Origin of the sequence: Cedecea sp. VD22, assembly GCF_037150195.1 — a bacterium.
GTDB lineage: Bacteria > Pseudomonadota > Gammaproteobacteria > Enterobacterales > Enterobacteriaceae > Cedecea.
Map to the genome: position 1 here is coordinate 677912 of NZ_JBBCPX010000001.1, position 23985 is coordinate 701896.

Sequence of the window (23985 nt, forward strand, 5' to 3'; positions counted from 1 at the left end):
CGCATCACTGTAGCTTTAACCGCTTAGTCAAACGTGGAGAAATCTAGGAGATAGTGTAAATATGCTTTGGAATTGGCAGGATTTGTAACCATACCGTTTATTGGGTCGTTTTAACCCCGGCTTTCCAAAAATAATACCGTGGCCGCGACGCGTGACCTTACCTGCAGCTTACGAAGCAGGTTACGGATATGCACTTTTACCGTCTCTTCTGAAATATGCAGCCCGCTGGCAATTTGCTTATTTGACAGCCCACGGGCCACCTCTGACAGCACGTCCAGCTCACGCTCAGTGAGAATAGCAAACGGATCGCTGCTCTGCCGCTCACTCCCACGGTTGGTCAGATACTCGCGTACCTGCTCGCTAAATGCTTTTTCACCCGTCAGGCAGCGGTGAATGTCCTGCAATAAAACCTCCGGATCGCTGTCTTTCAGCAGGTAACCATCGGCCCCGGCATCAATCAGCGTAAAGATATCGCTGCGGGCGTCGGACACGGTCAGGATAACCACGCGGGCGCTGATCCCGTCCCGGCGCAGGGCGTTGAGCGTATCGAGGCCGCTCAGGCCCTTCATGTTCAGGTCGAGCAGAATCAAATCCGGCGACAGGCGATTCGCTAAACTGATGGCCTCCGCACCGCTGCTGGCTTCACCGACGACCGTAAACGTGCTGTCCAGCTCAAGCAACTGGCGTACTCCGCGCCGCATCAGCGGGTGATCGTCCACGATTAAAACCTGGTATACCGTTTTCTCAGACATTGCTAACTCCTGACTAAAGCTAATTATTGTTATGACTCCCGGCGTCAGCCGGAGGCGCAGAGGTAAAGTGGACTTCTACTCGCGTTCCGCCCTCTGGCGGACGGGATATTGTCAGCTGGCCGCCAAGTCGGCCTGCGCGTTCGTGCATGATATTCAGCCCGTAGTGACCTTCCGGCTCTTCAAGGCTGGCGATCCCGTGCCCGTTGTCAAATACCGAAGCGAAATGCTCGCCGCCGCTTTCTGAGCGGCAAACCACCTCAATATGGCTCGCATTGGCGTGTTTAATCGCATTCAGTACCGCCTCCCGGATGATTTGCAGCAGGTGGATTTGCTGCGAAGCGTCCAGAACCTGAGTCGGCATGCTGCATTTCAGGCTAATGTCTGCCTGGGTTTGCTCGCGCAGCGGTTCAAGCAGCTCCTGCAGCGCGGCGGGTAAATCTGCCTGCTGCAGCGTCAGGCGGAAGGTGGTGAGCAGCTCACGTAGCTGGCGATAGGCGTCGTTTAAGGCCTGGGAAAAATCCCCGACAATTCGCTGTGCGGGCAGGTTTTCCTCGGGCACCGCGCGCTTGAGCAGCGTCAGTTGGATACGAAGATATGAGAGCACCTGGGCCAGAGAGTCATGCAGCTCGCGGGCAATCGTAGCCCGTTCCTCCATTAACAGCAGTTGCTGGTAGTGTTTTTGTGCCTGATTAAAGTACACACCTCGCCCCAGCATGGTGGCCACGCTTTTCATCAGCTGTTGGGAAGGGGCTTTATCCGGTGACTGCCAGCGCAGCGTGCCAAAAGCGCTGTCCTGCTGAACCAGCGGCAGGGTATGCCATTTTTCGTCCGGGACCGGGGAGCCTTCCGTCAGCCGCCAGTTTTCACCCACCTGCATTTCCAGGGCGCTGACCGCCTCATGCTGGTGGATGATTTGCAGGATCTGCATGAAACAGTCGCGATTGATGGTGCTGACGTTCAGCGCCTGGGAGCAGCTGTACAGCACTTCGAGCATGCGGTTGGCTTCCTGCAGGCGCAGGGTCTTTTGCTCCACCTGCTGCTCTAAGGAACGATAAAGTTTTTGCAGCTCATCCGCCATGCGGATAAAAGCCTGTGCCAGGGCACCCAGCTCATTGGGCAGAGAGCGGTCAAGGTTCGGGAGGGTAAATTCGCCCCGCTCAATAGCTTTACTCGCTTCCACCATGGTATTGAGCGGCATGACCACCTGCTGGCGGATGCGGCGCAAAGTGAAGAATACCAGGGTAAAAATAGCGATAAAACCGACCACCGAAGCCGCGACAACCTGCATCATTTTTCGCTCGGCATAATGCTGCAGCGCCAGCACAAACAGGTCGATTTGTTCCACGTAGGCGGCAATGTTATAGCGGTACCAGTCGATGTCTTCGTTCTGAATATGCTGTTGCATTTGCTGCCAGGCCTGCTGCAGAGCGTTATAGCGAGCTTGCACCTCAGCAGGCACCCAAAACCGGTTAAGCTGCAGCAATGTTGGGGCGTTCAGCGACTGTTGAAACTGCTGTAAATGTGCCGCAATAGCCCTGGGGTTACTCTGAAGATCGTAGCCCAGACGGTAGCTCTGCATACGCAGCGAGCCCGCAATGTTCACCGCTTCTGCGTCTTTCAGGCTGCTGGCGAGCGTCAGCATCGCGATGCCGGTGGAAAGCAATGACAGCAAAACAATCGAAAAGAAAGCGCGGGCAAGGCTGGTGGAGACCGAGCGTTTGACTGTCACGGGGGAATAACCCTTTAAAGTATGCGGTGGAGCGAAACCTACCAGAATCTGCCTGAGACGCAAACGCCTGGCGGTGACTTTTTCGCCCCAGCGCGAAAAATGCAGCCGTATTTAACGCAAGCTTTGCGACAGCATAACGTCTGCCTTACATCTGCTGATTCCTCCTCGTCACGCCGAAACCGTGCACCTCTTTGATCCGACAACGGCATTTACCCCTTTATGGGGATGCTTTTGTAACCCCTCATCACATACCTTAAGTGCCGTAAAAACCGCAGATAATACGCGGATAAAAAGAATAACGTTTCTACCCGGTGGCGACCTGGCCGGGCATTTTGAGCAAGGATCTGCCCAATGGCTAAACTGACCCGTCGCGGCCTGCTGACCGGGGGCTGGCACAGTTCTACTCCCGCTGTTCGCCCTCCATGGAGCGGCGATGAAAACCATTTTCTTCTGGACTGCACGCGCTGCGATAGCTGCGTGACCGCCTGTCAGAGCCGGGTGCTTCGCCGTGGCCAGGGCGGCTACCCCGAAATCGACTTTAGCCGGGGGGAGTGCACTTTCTGCTACGCGTGCGCGGACGCCTGCCCTCAGCGGCTTTTTGCCCCGCAATCAGCGCAACCCTGGGCACTGACTTTACAGCTCGCCGAAACCTGTCTGGCCTGGCATCAGGTGGAATGCCGCAGCTGCGAAGATGCCTGTGAACCGCAGGCCATCCGGTTCATCCCCACTCTGCAGGACGTTTCCCGTCCACAGATTTCTTTGTCTGCCTGTCACGGCTGCGGCGCTTGTGTTGCCGGGTGCCCAACGTCAGCCATCACCCTGAGGCCACAAAATGCACACTGACTGGCACGTATGCGGCCTGGTAGTTCAGGCCAGACCTGAACATGTTGCTGCCGTACGCAGCGCGATCAACTCGCTGCCCGGCAGCGAGGTTGCGGTTGACGATATCGACAGCGGCAAACTTGCGGTGGTTATTGAAGCCGCCGAAAGCAACACGCTGCTGGAACAAATTGAGCGGGCACGCAATATCTCCGGCGTGCTGGCGGTGTCGCTGGTTTATCACCAGCAGAATGAACAAGGTGAGGAAGCACCATGAAACTCAGTCGTCGTAGCTTTATGAAAGCGAATGCCGTTGCCGCAGCTGCCGCGGCGGCGGGCCTCAGCGCACCGGGCGTGGCTCGTGCGGTGGTCGGCAAACCCGATGCCATTAAATGGGACAAAGCGCCGTGCCGCTTCTGCGGTACCGGCTGCGGCGTGCTGGTGGGGACCCAAAACGGCCGCGTCGTCGCAAGCCAGGGCGACCCGGAAGCGCCGGTCAACCGAGGGCTGAATTGCATTAAGGGCTACTTCCTGCCAAAAATCATGTACGGAAAAGATCGTCTCACCCAGCCGCTGCTGCGCATGAAAGACGGGCAGTACCACAAAGAGGGCGAGTTCCAGCCGGTAAGCTGGGAAAAAGCCTTCGACGTGATGGAAGATAAATTCAAGAACGCCCTGAAAGAGAAAGGCCCGGACGGCATCGGCATGTTTGGCTCCGGCCAGTGGACGGTGTGGGAAGGCTACGCCGCCGCGAAGCTGTTCAAGGCAGGCTTCCGTTCGAACAACATCGATCCGAACGCGCGTCACTGCATGGCGTCTGCCGTCGTGGGCTTTATGCGCACCTTCGGCATGGATGAGCCGATGGGCTGCTATGACGATATTGAGCAGGCGGACGCCTTTGTGCTTTGGGGCTCCAACATGGCGGAGATGCATCCGGTGCTCTGGTCACGCATCGCTAACCGCCGCCTGACCGATGAAAACGTCAAGGTTGCCGTGCTTTCGACCTTCCAGCACCGCAGCTTCGAGCTGGCGGACAACGGTATGGTCTTCACGCCGCAAAGCGATCTGGCGATCCTGAACTACATCGCCAACTACATCATTCAGAACAACGCGGTGAACGAGTCGTTCTTTAAGCAGCACGTTAACCTGCGCCGTGGCGTGACGGATATTGGCTATGGGCTGCGCCCGACGCACCCGCTGGAAAAGGCTGCGAAGAATCCGGGATCTGACGCTTCCGAGCCGATGAGCTTCGACGAATACAAAACGTTTGTCGCCGAGTACACGCTGGAGAAAACCGCTGCAATGAGCGGGGTGCCGAAAGACCAGCTTGAAGCGCTCGCGAAGCTCTACGCTGACCCGAATAAGAAAGTGATTTCCTACTGGACGATGGGCTTTAACCAGCACGTGCGCGGCGTCTGGGCGAATAACCTGGTTTACAACCTGCATCTTCTGACCGGGAAAATCTCTCAGCCAGGCTGCGGGCCATTCTCGCTGACGGGGCAGCCGTCCGCCTGCGGCACCGCGCGTGAAGTGGGCACTTTTGCACACCGCTTACCGGCAGACATGGTCGTCACCAACGAAAAGCACCGGGAGATCGTCGAAAAAACCTGGCAGCTGCCCGCCGGCACTATTCCAGCCAAAGTGGGTTTGCACGCAGTGGCGCAGGACAGGGCGCTGAAAGACGGCAAGCTCAACGTGTACTGGGTGATGTGCAACAACAACATGCAGGCCGGGCCGAATATCACCGAAGAGCGTATGCCGGGCTGGCGCGATCCGCGTAATTTCATCATCGTCTCCGATCCTTATCCGACCATCAGCGCGTTAACGGCGGATCTGATCCTGCCGACGGCAATGTGGGTTGAGAAAGAGGGCGCCTACGGTAACGCCGAGCGCCGTACGCAGTTCTGGCGTCAGCAGGTGAGCGCGCCGGGCGAGGCGAAGTCCGATCTCTGGCAACTTGTGACCTTCGCAAAACGCTTCAAGGTCGAGGATGTCTGGCCTGCTGAGCTTCTCGAGAAAAAACCAGAATACCGGGGCAAAACCCTGTTCGATGTGCTGTTTGCCAGCGATGCGGTCCGCAAGTTCCCGGTGACCGAACTGGCAGCAGAGCAGCTAAACGACGAATCCCGCGAGCTGGGCTTCTACCTGCAAAAAGGCCTGTTTGAGGAATACGCCAGCTTTGGCCGCGGGCACGGGCACGATCTGGCCCCGTTTGACGAGTATCACAAAGCCCGGGGCTTACGCTGGCCGGTGGTCGACGGGAAAGAAACCCAGTGGCGCTACAGCGAGGGCCACGATCCGTACGTTAAGGCCGGGGAAGGCTTCAAGTTCTACGGTAAACCGGACGGGAAAGCGGTGATCTTCGCGCTGCCGTTCGAGCCGGCGGCAGAAGCCCCGGACCAGGAGTACGACCTGTGGCTATCTACCGGGCGTGTGCTCGAGCACTGGCATACCGGCAGTATGACGCGCCGCGTGCCGGAGCTGCATCGTGCCTTCCCCGAGGCCGTCACGTTTGTGCATCCGCTGGATGCCCAGGCGCGCGGTCTGCGCCGTGGCGACAAAGTGAAGGTGATTTCTCGCCGTGGTGAAGTGGTTTCCATCGTCGAAACCCGTGGCCGCAATAAGCCGCCCCGAGGCCTGGTTTACATGCCGTTCTTCGACGCCGCGCAGCTTGTGAATAACCTGACGCTCGACGCCACCGACCCGCTCTCCAAAGAGGCGGATTTCAAGAAGTGCGCCGTAAAGCTGGCGAAGGTGTAACGCGCAATGCCCTTCGGTCGCGGCATCGCTAAGTGCCCGGAGGGTATTTTCAGAATAACAATTCGATGGAGCCTGGGAGCTAAATCATGAATAACCAAGGCCTGATGAAGGCGTTGTTTCAATGGGGAGCGGCATTCACTCTGGTTGTCAGCGGTGCGCTTTGGGCGGCAACTGGCGTGGATCTTAAGCAATCGCCTGAAGTGTCCGGCACCCCGGAAGGGGCTGTGCTGATGCCAAAGCAGCAGCAACGGATGGCGCTGAACTACGTTAACCAGCCGCCGATGATCCCGCACAGCGTGGACGGTTACCAGGTCACGCCGACCAGCAACCGCTGCCTGCAGTGCCACGGCGTTGAAAGCTACCGCACCACGGGGGCTCCGCGCATCAGCCCAACGCACTTTATGGATAGCGACGGCAAGGTGCTTTCGAACGTGGCGCCTCGCCGCTATTTCTGCCTGCAATGCCACGTGCCCCAGGCGGATGTTGCCCCGATTGTTGAAAATACCTTCGAGCCATCCAAAGGGTTTGGGAAATAAGTTATGGATAAATCAACTCGTCAACCCGGCATCATTAAACGCGTGTGGCAGTGGTGGCGCAGGCCGAGCCGGTTAGCGCTAGGCACGTTGCTGCTGATTGGCTTTGCTGCCGGGATAATTTTTTGGGGCGGTTTCAACACCGGGATGGAAATGTCCAACCGCGAAGAGTTCTGCATCGGCTGCCATGAAATGCGTAATAACGTGTATGAGGAATACATGGGCACGGTGCATTACAACAACCGCAGTGGCGTGCGTGCGACTTGCCCGGATTGCCATGTGCCGCACGAATGGGTGCCGAAAATGATCCGTAAAATTCAGGCCAGCAAGGAGCTGTACGCCAAGGCCTTTGGGCTGATAGACACGCCGCAGAAGTTTGACGATCACCGCCTGGCGATGGCGCAAAACGAGTGGCGGCGGATGAAAAACAATAACTCCCAGGAGTGTCGAAACTGCCATAACTTCGACTATATGGATTTCACCGCACAGAAAACCGTGGCGGCCAAAATGCATGATGAGGCGATCAAAGACGGAAAAACCTGTATTGATTGCCATAAAGGCATAGCGCATAAGCTGCCGGATATGCGAGAGGTTGAGGCGGGGTTTTGATCGAGTCAGAGGATCTGATGAGGGTTGCTTATGAAGGATCAGCTAAGGCCCCGTTCACTTCCAAACCTGTTTAATATGTCACCATCGAGTTAGTGAACGGCTCAGGGGAGTCACCGTCACTCCCCCGAGACCCCGGACTCCCGGCCAAATAAATCGACCGCTGAAGCGGCAGACCTCCGTTTTATCTCCCAGCCCTGGGTCGGCTGAGATGCGTTCCCGACGCTCTCAGCCTCCGGCCGTTCCCGACGTCCGGACCCTGGCCAGTCGGAGAGAAAACGCAGGCGATTTAAGCCGGAGCCGTGCCTCGCTTTAAATTCACAGCCAAACAGAAATTAACAGTCGCTTCAGGTCTTACAGCCATGCCGTTGTCCCCGGCTCTCATCGCCCCCGGTTATGACCCAACTCAGGCGGGGTTGAGCTGTCGGGAACAGCGAAAGAGAGCGATCGTCGGGAACGAATCGCGAACGACCCCGAATGTTTGGGTGATAGCCGGTGGGTTTACCGCTTCAGCGGCGATGAGCTCGCCGGGCGCCGGGGGTTGTCAGGGGGCATGGCGTAATGCCCCCTGACACGTTCACTATTTATGGAAGTGGCAGAAATAAATGATGCTACGGTGAACGGAAAAACTGCGAACTAAAATATTCCTTCTCGTTTCAACACCCATACAAAAACAAACCTAACGCCACGCGACAACGCTCACAGAACGGCATATGATTGTCGGCTCCCTTACCGCCTTGTGGAGACCGTATGTCGTTATGTATCGAAGTCATCAAAGATAAAGTCCTGTCTGATAACTACTTCATCCTGCGCAATATTACCTATGACCTGTCTCGTAACGGGGCCGAAAGCGTGCGTCATAAGCGCGAAGTTTATGACCGGGGCAACGGGGCGACCATTCTGCTTTATAACCGCGAAAAGAAAAGTGTGGTGCTAACACGCCAGTTCCGCGTCGCGACCTGGGTTAACGGGAATGAAGACGGCATGCTGATAGAAGCCTGTGCTGGGCTGCTGGATGCCGACGAGCCGGAAGTCTGCGCCCGCAAAGAGGCGATGGAAGAAACGGGCTTTCAGGTAGGAGAGGTTGAGAAAGTCTTTGAGTTGTATATGTCTCCCGGCGGCGTGACCGAAATCGTCTATTTCTATCTGGCAGAATACAGTGATTCTCAGCGAGAAGGCGCCGGCGGCGGCGTGGAAGATGAAGATATCGACGTGCTGGAAATCCCGTTTAGCCAGGCAATGGCGATGGTGAAGAATGGGGAAATTCGCGACGGGAAGACAGTGATACTGCTTCAACAGCTACAGTTGCGCAATATTATGGGGTAAAACTCCATAAAATCATGTTATTGCGATTTTTAATATTGATATAAAGCTATCCGACAAATCCGATTGAGCAGGCTGTCTCGTGGGCCGAAGATACGTCGCACCATCGTACGTTTTTCACGCTTCGCTTTTTAGGGCAGCCTTCAATGTTCTATCGGACATCCTCCTTGCTTATGCTTGCATTGCTGGTAGCCAATGCTGCATTTGCCGCGCCAGCGCAAAAGCAGTTTTCCGACTGGCAGGTAACCTGCAATAACCAGAACTTTTGCAGCACCCGTAATACCGGACTGCATCAGGGGTTGGTGATGACGATTACCCGGGGTGCCGGGGCTCGCACTGACGCCAGTTTGCGCATCGACCTGGGGAATATGGAGAGTGCGGACGTTACAGTCTCGCCTGTAGCACCGAGGCTGCGGTTTGACGACGCGCCGCTTGCTATCCAGCCCAGCGAGTGGAAAGTGTCGCCTCATCATTTGATGACCAATAATCCGGAGGCGATTAACGGTCTGCTAGACGCTGTTATGAACGGCGATAAAATTACCCTTGCCGATGGCAGGGGCATCATTTCACTCAGCGGGCTCAAAGCGGCGCTACTCTTTATCGACAGCCAGCAAAAGCGTATCGGCAGCGAAACCGCATGGATTAAAAAAGGCGACGGGCCTCCGCTCAGCGTGCCTCCGGCTCCACCGCTCAAAGAAGTGGCTGCAGCTACGGCACCAACAACGCCACTTTCACACGATGAACTGAACGACCTGTTGGATTACGGCACATGGCGGATGAATAACAGCCAGTGCTCGCTCGATCCGCAGCGCCGGGAAGTGCGCGTTTTCCCTCTGACTGACGATAAAGCCTTGATGCTTACCAGCTGTGAAGCAGGTGCCTATAACGTGGTTTATCTGGCCTGGGTCATCTCCCGGCAAAAGCCGTTTGTCGCCAGGACGATTCACCTGCGATTACCCTTTATACCGGACGGCGGCAGCGCTGAGCTGGAGCTAATGAACGCGGGATTTGATGAGCACGATAAAGTGTTAACCACCCTGGCGAAAGGGCGTGGGCCTGGCGACTGCGGCGTGGCCACGCGCTGGCGCTATGACGGACAGCGCTTCCGGCTTGTGCGTTATGCCGCTGAATCTGCCTGTGATAGCTGGCATAAAGCGGGCGGCTGGCCGACGCTGTGGGTCACCAAATAGTTGGATTCACTGAATAAAAGAGACCCTCTCCCCGCAAGGAGAGGGCTGGCAGCGTGGGCTATTTCTTGCCGAGTGATTTTTTCGCTACGGCTACGATGTTTTCTACCGTGAAGCCAAAGAATGGGAACAGTTTCCCGGCAGGGGCGGATTCGCCGAAGGTTGTCATACCCACAATCCCGCCTTTGAGACCGACGTATTTATACCAGTAGTCGGCAATACCGGCCTCTACCGCTACGCGGGCACGGACGGCATAAGGCAGAACGGACTCCTGGTACGCCTCATCCTGAGCATCGAAAACGTCGGTGGACGGCATCGACACTACACGCACCTTGTGCCCTTCTTTGCTCAATGCGGCCGCGGCTTCGACGGTGATTTCAATCTCAGAGCCTGTGGCAATGAGGATGAGATCCGGTTTGCCGTCGCTGTCCTTCAGAATATACCCGCCGCGACTGATGGCTTTCAGCTGCTCAGGGGTGCGATCCATCTGCGCAAGATTCTGGCGAGACAGGATCAGCGCAGTTGGGCCGGTCTGGCGCTCAAGCGCAGATTTCCAGGCCACGGCGGCCTCAACCTGATCGCAAGGCCGCCAGGTGCTGAAGTTAGGCGTCAGGCGCAGGCTGGCTAACTGCTCGACGGCCTGGTGTGTCGGGCCATCTTCCCCAAGGCCGATGGAATCATGGGTATAAACCATGATCTGCCGCGCTTTCATCAGCGCCGCCATACGCGCCGCGTTACGGGCGTACTCCACAAACATCAGGAAGGTGGCGGTGTAAGGGATAAAACCGCCGTGCAGCGCGATGCCGTTGGCAATGGCGGTCATACCGAATTCGCGTACGCCGTAGTGGATATAATTCCCGGCGGTGTCCTCTTTAATCGATCTCGAGCCTTTCCAGATGGTCAGGTTACTCGGGGCCAGGTCGGCGGAGCCGCCAAGCAGTTCCGGCAGCGACGGACCAAAGGCGTTAAGGGTATTCTGCGAAGCTTTGCGGGTGGCGATTTTGTCCGGGTTCGCCTGCAGTTGTTCAATGTAGCTTTGGGCTGTTTTCTGCCAGTTATCCGGCAGTTTACCTTCGGTACGGCGTTTAAATTCGGCGCTCAGGGTAGGGTGAGCCTTTGCGTAAGCGGCAAACTTCTCTTTCCAGGCGGCCTCCGCTTTTTCGCCTGCCTCTTTGGCGTCCCAGGCGTGATAGACCTCTTTTGGGATCTCAAACGGCGGGTATTTCCAGCCGAGCTGCTTGCGCGCCAGGGCGACTTCTTCTTCACCCAGCGGTGCGCCGTGAGCCTCTTCTTTGCCCGCTTTGTTTGGCGAACCAAAACCGATCACGGTGCGGCAGATAATGAGGGACGGTTTGTCCTTCACGCTCTGGGCTTCTTTGATGGCTTTTTTCAGCGCTGCCGGATCGTGGCCGTCAATCTCATGGATCACGTGCCAGTGATAGGCCTCGAAGCGTTTGGCCGTGTCGTCGGTAAACCAGCCATCGGTTTCCCCGTCGATGGAAATCCCGTTATGGTCATAGAAGCCGATCAGCTTGCCTAAACCCAGCGTCCCGGCAAGGGAAGATACCTCATGGGAAATGCCCTCCATCAGGCAGCCGTCGCCCATGAACACATAGGTGTAGTGGTCAACGATGTCATGGCCCGGCTGGTTAAACTGCGCGGCCAGCGTGCGCTCGGCAATCGCCATCCCCACGGCGTTGGCTAACCCCTGGCCCAGCGGGCCGGTGGTGGTTTCCACGCCGGGGGTATAGCCCACTTCCGGGTGGCCGGGCGTTTTGGAGTGAAGCTGGCGGAAGTTTTTCAACTCCTCCAGCGGCAGGTCATAGCCGCTCAGGTGCAGCAGGCTGTAAAGCAGCATCGACGCATGGCCGTTCGACAGCACGAAGCGGTCGCGGTTGGCCCAGTGCGGGTTAGACGGGTTATGGCTGAGGAAATCATTCCACAGCACCTCGGCGATATCGGCCATGCCCATGGGCGCTCCGGGGTGGCCGGAATTGGCTTTCTGGACCGCATCCATACTGAGGGCGCGAATGGCGTTGGCAAGCTCTTTACGTGATGACATGTTTCACTCCAGGTCTTGTTAAAGTTTGGCGGCGAGCAGGTCTTCCAGTTTGCGTTGATCTATGGCGAACAGGCGGATCCCTTCGGCCAGTTTTTCCACGGCCATGGCATCCTGGCTATGTTCCCAACGGAATTCCGCTTCGCTCATGGGGGCCGGACGGCGGAAGCCCTGTGAGAATGGGATCAGTTTACGGATAACTTCTTCTTCACTGTCCTGCAGCTGCTGCAGCAGGTTAGGGGCGATGGTCAGCCGGTCGCAGCCCGCCAGGGCGAGGATTTGTTCCTTACGACGGAAGCTGGCGCCCATGACGATGGTTTCATAGTTATGTTGCTTGAAGTAGTCGTAGATATTGCGCACGGATTTCACGCCCGGATCTTCTTCAACGATATAGGGATCCATCGGTTTACGCGCCTGATACCAGTCGTAAATACGGCCCACGAACGGGGAAATCAGGAAAACGCCCGCTTCCGCACAGGCACGCGCCTGAGCAAAAGAGAACAGCAGTGTCAGGTTGCAGTTGATGCCTTCTTTTTGCAGCTCTTCCGCCGCGCGGATGCCTTCCCAGGTTGACGCCAGCTTGATGAGAATGCGGGATTTATCGATCCCCTGTTCGGCGTACAGGTCCACCAGGCGACGAGCCTTGCTGATGCTCTTTTCTTTGTCGTAGGAGAGGCGGGCATCCACTTCGGTAGACACGCGACCTGGAATGCTTTTCAGAATTTCCGCACCGACATTGACCGCCAGTTTGTCACTGGCTTCGGCCACAATGTGTTCCCTGCTGCCGCCGCGCTGTTTGCCGTAGGCCAGCGCGTCATCAATCAGCGGCTGATATTGCTCAAGCCCCGCGGCTTTTAACAACAATGAAGGGTTGGTGGTGGCGTCTTCAGGCTGGTAGTGGCGAATAGAGTCGATTTCACCGCTGTCTGCAACCACGGTGGTGTACTGTTTAATGCTGTCTAACTGATTCATTACTATCTCCTTGAAAAAGCAACGTCTTACCTGAGCGTTCCGTGTCGCTCGCCGTGAAAACTTACGCTTTGCATAACCCAAAAGCATAGCAGATGGGGGCGATGACGGGGCAGCCGCTAACATCGGTTCTATAGTTAGCTAACAATAATCACGCCTAATCTTAATAGTATGGCTACCTTCAAAGTTTGCGAAACGTGCCCGCGTGATACTAGGCGGCTGACGTAACAATAAAGAAGACCCAAAAAGGAACGATGCAATGGATGAACAACTGAAGCAAAGTGCCCTCGATTTCCATGAGTTTCCAATTCCGGGGAAAATCCAGGTTTCTCCGACCAAACCCCTTGCTACCCAGCGTGACCTGGCGCTGGCGTATTCGCCGGGCGTAGCGGCACCTTGCCTTGAAATTGAAAAGGACCCGCTCGCCGCCTACAAATACACCGCGCGTGGCAACCTTGTGGGCGTGGTTTCTAACGGTACCGCGGTGCTCGGGCTAGGCAATATCGGCGCGCTGGCAGGCAAGCCGGTCATGGAAGGTAAGGGCGTCCTGTTTAAAAAATTCGCCGGTATCGACGTCTTCGATATCGAAATTGATGAGATGGATCCGGACAAGCTTATCGACGTGGTGGCCGCGCTGGAACCCACTTTCGGCGGCATTAACCTGGAAGATATCAAGGCACCGGAGTGTTTCTACATAGAGCAGAAGCTGCGCGAGCGCATGAACATTCCGGTGTTCCACGACGACCAGCACGGCACCGCGATTATTTGTACCGCCGCGGTGCTGAACGGCCTGCGCGTGGTTGAAAAGAACATTACCGATGTACGGCTGGTGGTTTCCGGCGCGGGGGCTTCGGCAATCGCCTGTATGAACCTGCTGGTCGCGCTGGGAATGCAAAAACACAACATCGTGGTTTGCGACTCGAAGGGCGTTATTTATAAAGGCCGCGAAGAGAACATGGCCGAAACCAAAGCCGCCTATGCCGTAGAAGACAGCGGCAAGCGGACGCTGGACGACGTGATTGAAGGCGCGGACATCTTCCTCGGCTGTTCCGGCCCGAAAGTGCTGACCCAGGAAATGGTGAAGAAAATGGGCAAAGCGCCGCTGATTCTGGCGCTGGCTAACCCTGAGCCGGAAATTCTGCCGCCGCTGGCGAAAGAAGTGCGTCCGGAAGCCATTATCTGTACCGGCCGTTCGGACTACCCGAACCAGGTGAACAACGTGCTGTGCTTCCCGTTCATCTTCCGTGGCGCGCTGGACGTGGGCGCCACGGCAATTAACGAAGAGATGAAGCTGGCTGCGGTGCATGCGATAGCCGAGCTGGCTCACGCTGAACAAAGCGATGTGGTGGCCTCCGCCTACGGCGAGCAGGAACTGACGTTCGGCCCGGAATACATTATTCCTAAGCCATTTGACCCGCGCCTGATCGTGAAAATTGCCCCGGCGGTAGCCAAAGCAGCGATGGACTCCGGCGTGGCCACGCGCCCGATTCAGGATTTCAATGCTTACAGCGAGAAGCTGGAAGAGTTTGTCTACAAAACCAACCTGTTTATGAAGCCGATCTTCTCCCAGGCGCGCAAAGAGCCGAAGCGTGTGGTGTTAAGCGAAGGGGAAGAAGCGCGCGTGCTGCATGCCACACAGGAGCTGATCACTTTGGGGCTGGCGAAGCCTATCCTGATTGGTCGCCCAAGCGTTATCGAAATGCGTATCAAAAAGCTGGGCCTGCAAATTCAGCCGGGCAAAGATTTTGAGATCGTGAATAACGAATCGGATCCGCGTTTCAAAGAGTACTGGCACGAGTACTACAACATCATGAAGCGCCGTGGGATCACTCAGGAGCAGGCGCAGCGGGCGGTGATCAGCAACACGACTGTGATCGGGGCGATCATGGTGCATCGTGGTGAAGCGGATGCGCTGATATGCGGGACAATCGGCGAATATCACGAGCACTTTGACGTGGTAGAGAAGCTGTTTGGCTACCGCGAAGGCGTGAAGGCTGCCGGGGCGATGAACGCGCTGCTGCTGCCGAGCGGCAACACCTTTATCGCGGATACCTATGTGAACGATGACCCTACGCCGGAAGAACTGACGGAAATCACGCTGCTGGCGGCGGAAACGGTGCGCCGCTTCGGCATTGAGCCGAAAGTCGCGCTGCTTTCCCACTCCAACTACGGTTCTTCCAACAGCAAAGCCGCCTGCAAAATGCGCAAAACGCTGGATCTGGTGCGCGAGCGTGCGCCTGACCTGGAAATTGACGGGGAGATGCACGGAGACGCCGCGCTGGTTGAAAGTATTCGCCATGAGCGTATGCCGGACAGCCCGCTGAAAGGCTCTGCTAACATCTTGATCATGCCGAACGTTGAGGCGGCGCGTATTAGCTACAACCTGCTGCGCGTGTCGAGTTCTGAAGGGGTGACCGTTGGACCGGTCCTGATGGGCGTGGCGAAGCCGGTTCACGTGTTGACGCCGATTGCTTCTGTGCGCCGCATTGTGAATATGGTGGCGCTGGCGGTTGTGGAGGCGCAAACCGCACCGCTGTGATTGAACTCCCCCTCGCCCTCTCTCCGGAGGGGCGAGGGGGAAAACCGAGTAAAGCGGATAATAGAGTCATCTTTCCCCAAAGGGATATGGGGGACAGCGAGCACTAAAAATCCCCTCTCCCTTTTAGGGAGAGGGTTAGGGTGAGGGCAAAAACGCGAAAGCTACACCCACTCCTTCACTGGCAGGAAATCACGATACAGCGCAGCCTCCGGGCTGCCTTCTTCAGGCTGATAGTCATACTCCCAGCGCACCAGCGGCGGCATCGACATTAAAATCGATTCGGTACGCCCGCCGGTTTGCAGGCCAAACAGCGTGCCGCGATCCCACACCAGGTTGAACTCAACGTAGCGCCCACGGCGATAGAGCTGGAAGTCACGCTCGCGTTCGCCGAAGGGATGATCCTTGCGGCGTTCAACAATCGGCAGATAAGCGTCCAGGAATCCTTGTCCGACGGCCTGAATAAAGCGGAAGCCGTAGTCAAAGTCTGGCTTGTTCAGATCGTCGAAAAACAGCCCGCCGATGCCGCGCTGCTCGTTGCGGTGTCTGATAAAGAAGTAGTCATCGCACCACTTTTTATAACGCGGGAAAACGTCGTCACCAAACGGCTGACACAGGTCACGCGCCGTGCGGTGCCAGTGCACCGCATCTTCTTCGAAGCCGTAGTAAGGCGTTAAGTCGAAGCCGCCGCCAAACCACCAGACCGGATCGGCGCCAGGTTTTTCGGCAATAAAGAAACGCACGTTGGCGTGGCTGGTCGGCACATAAGGGTTGTTCGGGTGTACCACCAGCGAAACGCCCATGGCCTCAAAGCTTCTGCCCGCCAGTTCCGGGCGGTGGGCCGTGGCAGACGCCGGCATGGCGTCGCCGTGAACGTGAGAAAAGTTCACGCCAGCCTGTTCGAACACCGCGCCGCCGCGCAAAACTCGACTGCGCCCGCCGCCGCCGCCTTCTCGCTGCCAGTTGTCTTCCTGGAAGACGGCGCCATCAAGGGCGGAAAGCTGCTGGCATATCGTATCCTGCAGGGAGAGCAGGAACTGTTTTACGGCGTGGATATCGGGCTCAGTCATAAAAATTAACGCTTCTTACCGTGGACTTTATGGTTATCAAACCAGTTGAAATAGCTCATCACGCCGGAGGCGATGGCGGTGGCAATCTTCTGGCGGAAGGCGGTGGTGCCGAGCAACTTTTCTTCGCCCGGGTTGGTGATGAACGAGGTTTCAACCAGCACGGACGGAATGGACGGCGACTTCAGAACGACGAAGGCTGCCTGTTCCGTGTTGCGGCTGTGCAGCTTATGCACCGGCTTTATCTGTTTCAGAATATGCGAGCCGAGCGTCAGGCTGTTTTTAATCGTGTCGGTCTGCACCAGGTCAAACAGCACCTGCTGCAGGTAGTGATCTTTGTCTTTCACTTTGCTACCCGCTACGTCATCCGCGGCGTTCTCTCTGTCTGAAAGATATTTCGCCATAGCGCTACTTGCGCCTCGGTTAGACAGGGCGAATACGGAGGCACCTGCGGCGGTTGGACTGGTGAAGCCATCCGCGTGGATCGACATAAACAGATCTGCGCCGTGCTGGTGGGCGATTTCAACGCGATCGTACAGCGGAATAAATTCGTCCGTGGTGCGAGTCAGCCTGGCATCGATCCCGTTGCTGCGCAGGATGCTGCGCACGTTTTTGGCAATGGCCAGCACCACGTGTTTTTCTTTCGAGCCGTTGTGGCCGATGGCGCCAGTATCAATCCCACCGTGGCCCGGGTCGAGCATAACAATGCGTTTTGCCCCGGATTTTTTGGCCACTTTACTGTGGGAATTGGTGGTTTTCAGCGATTTGGCTTCTTCCTTTGCCAGCGCTTGGTTCATACCGGTTAGCGTCAACGCTGCTAAACCTGTGAGCAGGACCTGGCGGCGCGTCGTAAGTTGCGTTAGCGATTTAATTTTGCTCATGCGGATGAATTATTTATCTTATGGAGTCCAGATGGGAAGTTATAACGTATCGGCTTCATGCAAACGACACTCTGGCGTCAGAAATGTATATCCATTCGTTTCATTTCATGACTGGTCGGAGATTATGCCATTTTTTTCGCGCTTTTGCGGCAGTTATTGGCTTAACGGACGGTTAACGCCATAATCAACCTTTTACGGCTTAAGGTGGCTAATACCATGGAAATTCGCGTTTTTCGCCAGGAAGATTTCGAAGAGGTCATTACCCTTTGGGAGCGCTGCGATTTACTGCGCCCATGGAATGACCCGGAAATGGACATTGAACGTAAGCTGCATCACGATGCGGACCTGTTTTTAGTCGCTGAGGTGGGTGGCGAGATCGTCGGTTCGTTGATGGGCGGGTATGACGGCCATCGGGGTTCAGCCTATTACCTGGGCGTGCACCCGGAGTTTCGGGGCCGCGGCATTGCTAACGCCTTGCTGAACCGGCTGGAAAAGAAGCTGATTGCCCGCGGTTGCCCGAAGATCCACATCATGGTGCGCGAAGAGAACGATCTGGTTATCGGCCTTTATGAAAAGCTCGATTACGAGCATCAGGACACCATTTTGCTCGGCAAACGGCTGATAGAAGATCAGGAATATTAATTTTCAAATGTGTTCATGCCATGTATTTGCCTGCTGATTATGATTCACAGGGCAACTTAAAAGCACCGCTGCTGTTCTGGGCGGTGTTGTTGTTACAGGCCCGCACCTGGGTTTTGCTGGTGCTGGCGGGGGCTTCTCGTCAGCAGGGCGATGCGCTGCTGGGCCTGTTTTATCCCGATCGCGATAACTTCTGGCTGGGGCTGATCCCCGGTATTCCGGCTGCGCTGGCCTTTTTGCTCAGCGGACGTCGCCACCTTTGGCCCCGGTTCTGGCGGGCGTTTCGCTGGATATTGATTGCCGCCCAGGTTGGGCTGCTGGCGTGGCAACTGGCGCTGCTGGCCGGGGATGAAACGCTGACCGGTACCACCGTTGTTCTGCTGATTATCGATCTGTTCGCGCTTTGGTGGCTGCTGACTAACCGCCGGCTGCGGGATTACTTTGCCCTGAAAAACGAGTTAAGCGGCACTTTTTGACGTCCCCGTACTCCAAAGGCCGTTACCATTTTTTGAAAAGGAATGATCAATGAAATCTCTGCGCCTGATGATGCTAGGCCTGCCGCTGGTTCTGAGCGGGTGTTCCACGCTGTCCTCCGTTAACTGGTCTGCGGCTTATCCGTGGAACTGGTTTGGCTCTTCCGTTGAGGTGAGCGAGCAGGGCGTGGGGAAACTGACTTCAGCCACCGCGATGGATGAGAAGGCCGTGAGCGAGGGGTTGAATGACAATTATCGTCTGCGCAGCGGCATGAAAACTGAAAACGGCACCATCGTGCGCTACTTTGAGGCGATGAAAGACAAAGACGTTAAGCTGGTGGTGAACGGCGAAAAAGGCACCGTGAGTCGCGTAGATGTGATGGATGCTGACATCAAAACCGCCAGCGGCGTGAAAATCGGCACGCCTTTCAGCGATCTGTATCAGAAAGCGTTTGGGGTCTGCGAAAAAGCGACCGGCGACGATGCGGCAGGCGTTCTCTGCCAGGCGCCGAACAGCCAGCACATCAGCTATCTGTTTACAGGCGAGTGGCACGGGCCGGAAGGATTGATGCCGTCGGATGATACGCTGAAAAAATGGACGCTTAACAAAATTATCTGGCGTCGATAAAATTTGCGCCGGGTTTGCGCCGTCGCAAGTCGGCGTGAATAAATCAGGTTAGAATAGCCCGATAAATGCCTCCGTTCGGAGTCATCATAGTTATGTGCCACCTTTGGTGGCATTTTTTTCAGGAGGAATCATGTCTCGGGTTCAAAGCGGCATTCTGCCGGAACATTGTCGTGCCGCCGTTTGGCTGGAAGCTTCTGTCCAGGGCGACTTCAGCGCGCTGAGCGCAGGGTGCAAAACCTTTATTGAAGCGTTGAATGCTTTCCAGGAACAATTCCCTGACGCGATGCTGGGGGCGACCGTTGGCTTCGGGCACGACCTGTGGCGCGACCTCAGCAAAGGCGAAGGTGCCGCAGAGCTGAAAAACTTTACGCCACTAGGCAAAGGCCTGGCGCCCGCGACCCAGCACGATGTGATGATCCACATTCTTTCTCTGCGCCATGACGTGAACTTCTCCGTGGCTCAGGCCGCGCTGGCCGCGTTTGGCGATGCGCTGAAAATTGAAGAAGAGATTCACGGTTTCCGCTGGGTAGAAGAGCGCGATCTCAGCGGCTTCGTTGACGGGACCGAAAATCCACAGGGCGAAGAGAATCGTCGCCAGGTGGCGGTGATCAACGAAGGCGTGGATGCCGGGGGCAGCTACGTGCTGGTTCAGCGCTGGGAACACAACCTCAAGCAGCTTAACCGCCTGAGCGTGCACGACCAGGAGATGATCTTCGGCCGTACCAAACAGGAAAACGAAGAAATTGACGGCGACGCGCGGCCAGCCACTTCTCACCTGAGCCGGGTCGATCTGAAAGAAGACGGCAAGGGGCTGAAAATTGTGCGTCAGAGCCTGCCTTACGGCACCGCCAGCGGCGTGCACGGTCTCTATTTCATCGCCTATTGCGCGCGTTTGCATAACATTGAACAGCAGCTGTTGAGCATGTTTGGCGACGCTGACGGGAAGCGTGACGGTATGCTGCGCTTCACTAAGCCGGTCACCGGCGGTTACTACTTTGCGCCGTCGCTCGATAAATTACTGAGCCTGTAATCCCCTCCGGCGTAGCGTTTGCTACGCCGCTTTCTTATATCCCTTTCTTCTTGTAAATCGCCAAACGGTATATAAAAGCGTTACAGCTTTATCGCTCGTTATAAATACACTGACTGTCATGACTTTATGGCATTCATCACATTTATAAGGGCGAAGCATGGCAATCAGGTCAGTTAAAAAAGTATGGAACGCGCTCGCTGTCTCTTTGCTGCTGGCAGGCTCTGCCCATGCAACCGAGCTGCTGAATAGCTCTTATGATGTGTCCCGCGAGCTGTTTGCCGCGCTTAACCCGCCGTTTGAAAAACAGTGGGCGCAGGAGAATAACGGCGACAAGCTGACGATAAAACAATCTCATGCCGGGTCATCAAAACAGGCGCTGGCCATTTTGCAGGGCTTAAAAGCTGACGTTGTAACTTATAACCAGGTGACCGATGTGCAGATCCTGCACGACAAAGGCAACCTGATCCCGGCGGACTGGCAGAGCCGTCTGGGCAACAACAGCTCGCCTTTCTACTCCACCATGGCTTTCCTGGTGCGCAAAGGCAACCCAAAGAACATCCACGACTGGAGCGATCTTGTGCGCCCGGACGTGAAGCTCATTTTCCCGAATCCGAAAACTTCTGGTAACGCTCGTTATACCTATCTGGCAGCCTGGGGGGCGGCAGACAAAGCTGACGGCGGCGATAAAGCCAAAACCGAGCAGTTCATGACGCAATTCCTGAAAAACGTCGAAGTGTTTGATACCGGCGGCCGCGGGGCGACAACCTCCTTTGTCGAGCGTGGGCTGGGCGACGTGCTGATCTCTTTTGAATCAGAAGTGAACAATATCCGCAACCAGTACGCCAAAGACGGTTATGAAGTCGTAGTGCCGAAGGTCAACATTCTGGCCGAGTTCCCGGTTGCCTGGGTGGATAAAAACGTGAAGGCCAACGGCACGGAAAAAGCGGCCAAAGCCTACCTGAACTATCTCTATAGCCCTCAGGCGCAGACCATCATTACCGATTACTACTACCGCGTGAATAACCCGCAGGTAATGGATAAGCTGAAAGATAAATTCCCACAGACCGAGCTGTTCCGCGTGGAAGATGCGTTCGGCGGCTGGCCGGAAGTGATGAAAACGCATTTTGCTACCGGCGGGGAGCTGGACAAGCTGTTAGCGACGGGGCGTAGTTAATGTTTGCCAGCCGTTCAAAACGCGTATTGCCGGGGTTTACGCTTAGCCTCGGCACCAGCCTGCTGTTTGTTTGCCTGATCCTGCTGCTGCCGCTGAGCGCGCTGGTGATGCAGCTGGCGCAAATGTCGTTCTCCCAGTACTGGGACGTGATTACCAACCCGCAGGTGGTGGCCGCCTATAAAGTCACGCTGCTTTCCGCCGCGCTGGCTTCCGTGTTTAACGGCGTGTTCGGCCTGTTAATGGCGTGGATCCTGACGCGTTATCAGTTTCCGGGGCGCAGCCTGCTAGATGCGCTGATGGATTTACCCTTTGCGCTGCCCACCGCGGTGGCAGGTTTAACCCTCGCCGGGCTGTTTTCTGTCAACGGCTGGTACGGCGAGTGGCTGGCGCAGTTTGGCATTAAGGTGACTTACACCTGGCTGGGTATTGCCGTCGCGATGGCGTTTACCAGCATTCCGTTTGTGGTGCGCACCGTTCAGCCCGTGCTGGAAGAATTGGGGCCAGAATACGAGGAAGCCGCTGAAACGCTCGGCGCGACTCGCTGGCAGAGTTTCCGCCGCGTAGTGCTGCCGGAGCTTTCTCCGGCACTGATGGCGGGCGTAGCGCTTTCCTTCACCCGCAGCCTGGGGGAGTTTGGCGCGGTTATCTTTATCGCCGGAAACATCGCCTGGAAGACGGAAGTGACCTCGCTGATGATCTTCGTGCGCCTGCAGGAGTTTGATTACCCGGCGGCCAGCGCCATTGCGTCAGTGATTCTGGCGGCGTCGCTGCTGCTGCTGTTCACCATTAACACGTTGCAGAGTCGCTTTGGTCGACGCGTGGTAGGTCACTGATGACGGACGTCACTGCTTTGAAAAACTATACCCGCTCCCGCATTAACTGGGGAAAATGGGCGCTGATCGCCATCGGTGTGCTCGTCTCTTTCCTGATTCTGGTGGTGCCGGTCGCGTCTATTTTTGTAGAAGCCTTTTCCAAAGGGCTGATGCCCGCGCTGCAAAATATCGCTAACCCGGACATGCTGCACGCCATCTGGCTGACGGTGATGATTGCCCTGATTACCGTGCCGGTAAACCTGGTGTTCGGCACGCTGCTGGCCTGGCTGGTGACGCGTTTTAACTTCCCTGGCCGCCAATTGTTGCTGACGCTGCTGGATATCCCATTTGCCGTTTCCCCGGTGGTTGCGGGCCTGGTTTACCTGCTGTTTTATGGTTCTAACGGCCCGCTGGCGGGGTTCCTCGATGCCCACAACCTGCAAATCATGTTTGCCTGGCCGGGCATGGTGCTGGTGACTATCTTCGTCACCTGCCCGTTTGTGGTGCGTGAGCTGGTGCCGGTGATGCTAAGCCAGGGCAGCCAGGAAGATGAAGCCGCGATTTTACTGGGCGCTTCCGGCTGGCAGATGTTCCGCCGCGTGACGCTGCCCAATATTCGCTGGGCCCTGCTTTATGGCGTGGTGCTGACCAACGCCCGCGCCATCGGTGAATTTGGCGCGGTGTCGGTGGTGTCCGGTTCGATTCGCGGCGAGACGTTCTCGTTGCCGTTACAGATTGAGTTACTGCAGCAGGATTACAACACCGTTGGTTCGTTTACCGCCGCGGCGTTGTTGACCCTGATGGCAGTCCTGACCTTGTTCTTAAAGAGTGCGGTGCAGTGGCGTCTGAATAATCAGGAAAAACGCCTGAAGCAGGAGGAAAATCATGAGCATTGATATTGCCAATATTAAGAAGTCATTTGGACGCACCCAGGTGCTGAACGATATCTCGCTGGATATCCCTTCTGGTCAGATGGTGGCGCTGCTTGGTCCGTCCGGCTCTGGTAAAACTACGCTGCTGCGTATTATTGCCGGGCTGGAGCACCAGAACAGCGGTCGCATCAGCTTCCACGGCACCGACGTCAGCCGGATGCATGCCCGCGATCGCAAAGTCGGCTTTGTGTTTCAGCACTATGCGCTGTTCCGCCATATGTCGGTATTCGACAATATCGCCTTTGGCTTAACGGTGCTGCCGCGTCGCGAACGGCCTTCCGCCTCTGCGATCAAACAGAAAGTGACGAAACTGCTGGAAATGGTGCAGCTTTCCCATCTGGCCGACCGCTACCCGGCGCAGTTGTCCGGCGGGCAGAAGCAGCGCGTTGCCCTGGCGCGTGCGCTGGCGGTGGAGCCGCAAATCCTGCTGCTGGATGAACCGTTTGGCGCTCTGGACGCACAGGTTCGTAAAGAGCTGCGCCGCTGGCTGCGCGAGCTGCACGAAGAGTTAAAGTTCACCAGCGTGTTTGTGACGCACGATCAGGAAGAAGCGATGGAAGTTGCCGACCGCGTGGTGGTGATGAGCCAGGGCAATATCGAGCAGGTCGATACGCCTGAGCAGGTCTGGCGTGAGCCCGCGACCCGCTTCGTGCTGGAGTTCCTCGGCGAAGTTAACCGCCTGAAAGGCGTGATCCGTGGGAGCCAGTTCCACGTCGGCGCGCATCGTTGGCCGCTGGGGTTCACGCCGGCCTATCAGGGGGATGTTGATTTGTTCCTGCGTCCGTGGGAAGTGGACGTCAGCCGCCGCACGAATCTAGATTCACCTCTGCCGGTGCAGGTGCTGGAAGTAAGCCCTCGCGGGCATTACATGCAGCTGGTTGTGCAGCCGCTGGGCTGGTATGACGAACCGCTGACGGTGGTTCTGAAGGAACAGCAAATTCCGCAGCGCGGTGAGCGTCTGTTTGTGGGATTACAAAACGCGCGCCTGTATGAAGGTGCCAACCGTATTCAGGGTGTAGACCTGGCGCAGTCCGCCTGATAATTTACCCCGACAGGACACGCACTAGCGGCCCACC

The 23985-nt window shown here is 56.5% G+C and carries 22 protein-coding genes; 16 read left to right on the top strand and 6 right to left on the bottom strand.

Annotation, left to right across the window (positions count from 1 at the left end):
- Positions 1-110: 110 nt before the first annotated feature.
- On the bottom strand, positions 111-752 hold the full coding sequence (gene narP / locus WFK85_RS03250; RefSeq protein WP_166871949.1) for a nitrate/nitrite response regulator protein NarP: 642 nt from the start codon (positions 750-752) through the stop codon (positions 111-113).
- Between the two features lie 19 nt (positions 753-771).
- Positions 772-2481, bottom strand: coding sequence for a nitrate/nitrite two-component system sensor histidine kinase NarQ (gene narQ / locus WFK85_RS03255; RefSeq protein WP_336706801.1), 1710 nt, complete (start codon positions 2479-2481; stop codon positions 772-774).
- Between the two features lie 351 nt (positions 2482-2832).
- Between narQ and napF the strand changes: the two genes are divergently transcribed.
- From napF to WFK85_RS03290, 7 genes are all read left to right on the top strand, one after another.
- Entirely contained in the window at positions 2833-3324 is a 492-nt protein-coding gene (gene napF, locus WFK85_RS03260; protein ID WP_008460180.1) for a ferredoxin-type protein NapF, read from the top strand.
- Positions 3314-3577 carry a chaperone NapD gene (napD, locus tag WFK85_RS03265; protein ID WP_039295845.1) on the top strand — a complete coding sequence of 88 codons (264 nt, stop codon included), beginning with the start codon at positions 3314-3316 and terminating at the stop codon, positions 3575-3577. The genes napF and napD overlap by 11 nt, the downstream gene beginning before the upstream one ends.
- The gene (napA, locus tag WFK85_RS03270) at positions 3574-6060 is read left to right on the top strand and encodes a nitrate reductase catalytic subunit NapA (RefSeq protein ID WP_336706803.1); all 2487 of its coding nucleotides are present in this window, start codon (positions 3574-3576) and stop codon (positions 6058-6060) included. The genes napD and napA overlap by 4 nt, the downstream gene beginning before the upstream one ends.
- An 86-nt stretch (positions 6061-6146) precedes the next feature.
- Positions 6147-6596 carry a nitrate reductase cytochrome c-type subunit gene (gene napB, locus WFK85_RS03275; RefSeq protein ID WP_336706804.1) on the top strand — a complete coding sequence of 150 codons (450 nt, stop codon included), beginning with the start codon at positions 6147-6149 and terminating at the stop codon, positions 6594-6596.
- A gap of 3 nt (positions 6597-6599) precedes the next feature.
- Positions 6600-7202 (top strand): cytochrome c-type protein NapC, encoded by a 603-nt coding sequence (gene napC / locus WFK85_RS03280; RefSeq protein WP_008460173.1) that lies wholly within the window; start codon positions 6600-6602, stop codon positions 7200-7202.
- A 747-nt stretch (positions 7203-7949) separates the two neighbouring features.
- On the top strand, positions 7950-8525 hold the full coding sequence (gene nudK, locus WFK85_RS03285) for a GDP-mannose pyrophosphatase NudK (RefSeq protein ID WP_336706805.1): 576 nt from the start codon (positions 7950-7952) through the stop codon (positions 8523-8525).
- Between the two features lie 143 nt (positions 8526-8668).
- Positions 8669-9712, top strand: a complete 1044-nt coding sequence (locus WFK85_RS03290) for a DUF1176 domain-containing protein (RefSeq protein ID WP_166990711.1) — start codon at positions 8669-8671, stop codon at positions 9710-9712.
- A 58-nt stretch (positions 9713-9770) separates the two neighbouring features.
- Here the strand turns inward: WFK85_RS03290 and tkt are convergent, their stop codons facing one another.
- Together tkt and tal are read right to left on the bottom strand one after the other, a co-directional pair.
- A complete protein-coding gene (tkt, locus tag WFK85_RS03295) occupies positions 9771-11771 on the bottom strand; it encodes a transketolase (RefSeq protein WP_336706807.1) in 2001 nt (666 codons plus the stop codon).
- Positions 11772-11789: 18 nt separating this feature from the next.
- Positions 11790-12740 (bottom strand): transaldolase, encoded by a 951-nt coding sequence (gene tal, locus WFK85_RS03300; protein ID WP_336706809.1) that lies wholly within the window; start codon positions 12738-12740, stop codon positions 11790-11792.
- 256 nt (positions 12741-12996) lie between these two features.
- Here tal and maeB point away from each other — a divergent pair, with 256 nt between their 5' ends.
- Positions 12997-15276, top strand: a complete 2280-nt coding sequence (maeB, locus tag WFK85_RS03305; protein WP_008459558.1) for an NADP-dependent oxaloacetate-decarboxylating malate dehydrogenase — start codon at positions 12997-12999, stop codon at positions 15274-15276.
- A gap of 161 nt (positions 15277-15437) precedes the next feature.
- On the opposite strand, the gene hemF is transcribed toward maeB, so the two are convergent.
- Both hemF and amiA read right to left on the bottom strand, forming a co-directional pair.
- Positions 15438-16343, bottom strand: coding sequence for an oxygen-dependent coproporphyrinogen oxidase (gene hemF / locus WFK85_RS03310; protein WP_336706813.1), 906 nt, complete (start codon positions 16341-16343; stop codon positions 15438-15440).
- Between the two features lie 5 nt (positions 16344-16348).
- Positions 16349-17221, bottom strand: a complete 873-nt coding sequence (amiA, locus tag WFK85_RS03315; protein WP_008459562.1) for an N-acetylmuramoyl-L-alanine amidase AmiA — start codon at positions 17219-17221, stop codon at positions 16349-16351.
- Positions 17222-17437: 216 nt separating this feature from the next.
- Here amiA and WFK85_RS03320 point away from each other — a divergent pair, with 216 nt between their 5' ends.
- The 8 genes from WFK85_RS03320 (at position 17438) to cysA (ending at position 23948) form a co-directional block, all read left to right on the top strand.
- Entirely contained in the window at positions 17438-17863 is a 426-nt protein-coding gene (locus tag WFK85_RS03320; protein ID WP_008459564.1) for a GNAT family acetyltransferase, read from the top strand.
- A gap of 20 nt (positions 17864-17883) precedes the next feature.
- Entirely contained in the window at positions 17884-18336 is a 453-nt protein-coding gene (locus tag WFK85_RS03325; protein WP_166990720.1) for a DUF2919 family protein, read from the top strand.
- A 49-nt stretch (positions 18337-18385) separates the two neighbouring features.
- Positions 18386-18961, top strand: a complete 576-nt coding sequence (locus tag WFK85_RS03330) for an RpoE-regulated lipoprotein (RefSeq protein WP_336706815.1) — start codon at positions 18386-18388, stop codon at positions 18959-18961.
- Between the two features lie 130 nt (positions 18962-19091).
- Complete coding sequence (locus WFK85_RS03335; RefSeq protein ID WP_166871987.1) at positions 19092-19991, top strand: Dyp-type peroxidase; 900 nt, start codon at positions 19092-19094, stop codon at positions 19989-19991.
- A gap of 157 nt (positions 19992-20148) precedes the next feature.
- Complete coding sequence (locus tag WFK85_RS03340; RefSeq protein ID WP_008459570.1) at positions 20149-21165, top strand: sulfate ABC transporter substrate-binding protein; 1017 nt, start codon at positions 20149-20151, stop codon at positions 21163-21165.
- Positions 21165-21998, top strand: coding sequence for a sulfate/thiosulfate ABC transporter permease CysT (cysT, locus tag WFK85_RS03345; protein ID WP_008459572.1), 834 nt, complete (start codon positions 21165-21167; stop codon positions 21996-21998). The genes WFK85_RS03340 and cysT overlap by 1 nt, the downstream gene beginning before the upstream one ends.
- Entirely contained in the window at positions 21998-22873 is an 876-nt protein-coding gene (gene cysW / locus WFK85_RS03350) for a sulfate/thiosulfate ABC transporter permease CysW (protein ID WP_008459574.1), read from the top strand. Before cysT ends, cysW begins: the two co-directional genes overlap by 1 nt.
- Positions 22863-23948, top strand: a complete 1086-nt coding sequence (gene cysA / locus WFK85_RS03355) for a sulfate/thiosulfate ABC transporter ATP-binding protein CysA (RefSeq protein ID WP_166990733.1) — start codon at positions 22863-22865, stop codon at positions 23946-23948. The genes cysW and cysA overlap by 11 nt, the downstream gene beginning before the upstream one ends.
- The last annotated feature ends 37 nt before the right edge of the window (positions 23949-23985 follow it).

Bases quoted from the DNA above. Each gene is read 5' to 3' on its own strand.
- hemF (WP_336706813.1), bottom strand. From the start codon at position 16,343: ATGACTGAGCCCGATATCCACGCCGTAAAACAGTTCCTGCTCTCCCTG.
- tal (WP_336706809.1), bottom strand. From the start codon at position 12,740: ATGAATCAGTTAGACAGCATTAAACAGTACACCACCGTGGTTGCAGAC.
- napB (WP_336706804.1), top strand. From the start codon at position 6,147: ATGAATAACCAAGGCCTGATGAAGGCGTTGTTTCAATGGGGAGCGGCA.
- cysW (WP_008459574.1), top strand. From the start codon at position 21,998: ATGACGGACGTCACTGCTTTGAAAAACTATACCCGCTCCCGCATTAAC.
- napC (WP_008460173.1), top strand. From the start codon at position 6,600: ATGGATAAATCAACTCGTCAACCCGGCATCATTAAACGCGTGTGGCAG.
- narP (WP_166871949.1), bottom strand. From the start codon at position 752: ATGTCTGAGAAAACGGTATACCAGGTTTTAATCGTGGACGATCACCCG.
- WFK85_RS03320 (WP_008459564.1), top strand. From the start codon at position 17,438: ATGGAAATTCGCGTTTTTCGCCAGGAAGATTTCGAAGAGGTCATTACC.
- WFK85_RS03290 (WP_166990711.1), top strand. From the start codon at position 8,669: ATGTTCTATCGGACATCCTCCTTGCTTATGCTTGCATTGCTGGTAGCC.
- WFK85_RS03340 (WP_008459570.1), top strand. From the start codon at position 20,149: ATGGCAATCAGGTCAGTTAAAAAAGTATGGAACGCGCTCGCTGTCTCT.
- cysA (WP_166990733.1), top strand. From the start codon at position 22,863: ATGAGCATTGATATTGCCAATATTAAGAAGTCATTTGGACGCACCCAG.
- nudK (WP_336706805.1), top strand. From the start codon at position 7,950: ATGTCGTTATGTATCGAAGTCATCAAAGATAAAGTCCTGTCTGATAAC.
- maeB (WP_008459558.1), top strand. From the start codon at position 12,997: ATGGATGAACAACTGAAGCAAAGTGCCCTCGATTTCCATGAGTTTCCA.
- napF (WP_008460180.1), top strand. From the start codon at position 2,833: ATGGCTAAACTGACCCGTCGCGGCCTGCTGACCGGGGGCTGGCACAGT.
- napA (WP_336706803.1), top strand. From the start codon at position 3,574: ATGAAACTCAGTCGTCGTAGCTTTATGAAAGCGAATGCCGTTGCCGCA.
- tkt (WP_336706807.1), bottom strand. From the start codon at position 11,771: ATGTCATCACGTAAAGAGCTTGCCAACGCCATTCGCGCCCTCAGTATG.
- WFK85_RS03330 (WP_336706815.1), top strand. From the start codon at position 18,386: ATGAAATCTCTGCGCCTGATGATGCTAGGCCTGCCGCTGGTTCTGAGC.
- cysT (WP_008459572.1), top strand. From the start codon at position 21,165: ATGTTTGCCAGCCGTTCAAAACGCGTATTGCCGGGGTTTACGCTTAGC.
- WFK85_RS03335 (WP_166871987.1), top strand. From the start codon at position 19,092: ATGTCTCGGGTTCAAAGCGGCATTCTGCCGGAACATTGTCGTGCCGCC.
- amiA (WP_008459562.1), bottom strand. From the start codon at position 17,221: ATGAGCAAAATTAAATCGCTAACGCAACTTACGACGCGCCGCCAGGTC.
- napD (WP_039295845.1), top strand. From the start codon at position 3,314: ATGCACACTGACTGGCACGTATGCGGCCTGGTAGTTCAGGCCAGACCT.
- WFK85_RS03325 (WP_166990720.1), top strand. From the start codon at position 17,884: ATGTATTTGCCTGCTGATTATGATTCACAGGGCAACTTAAAAGCACCG.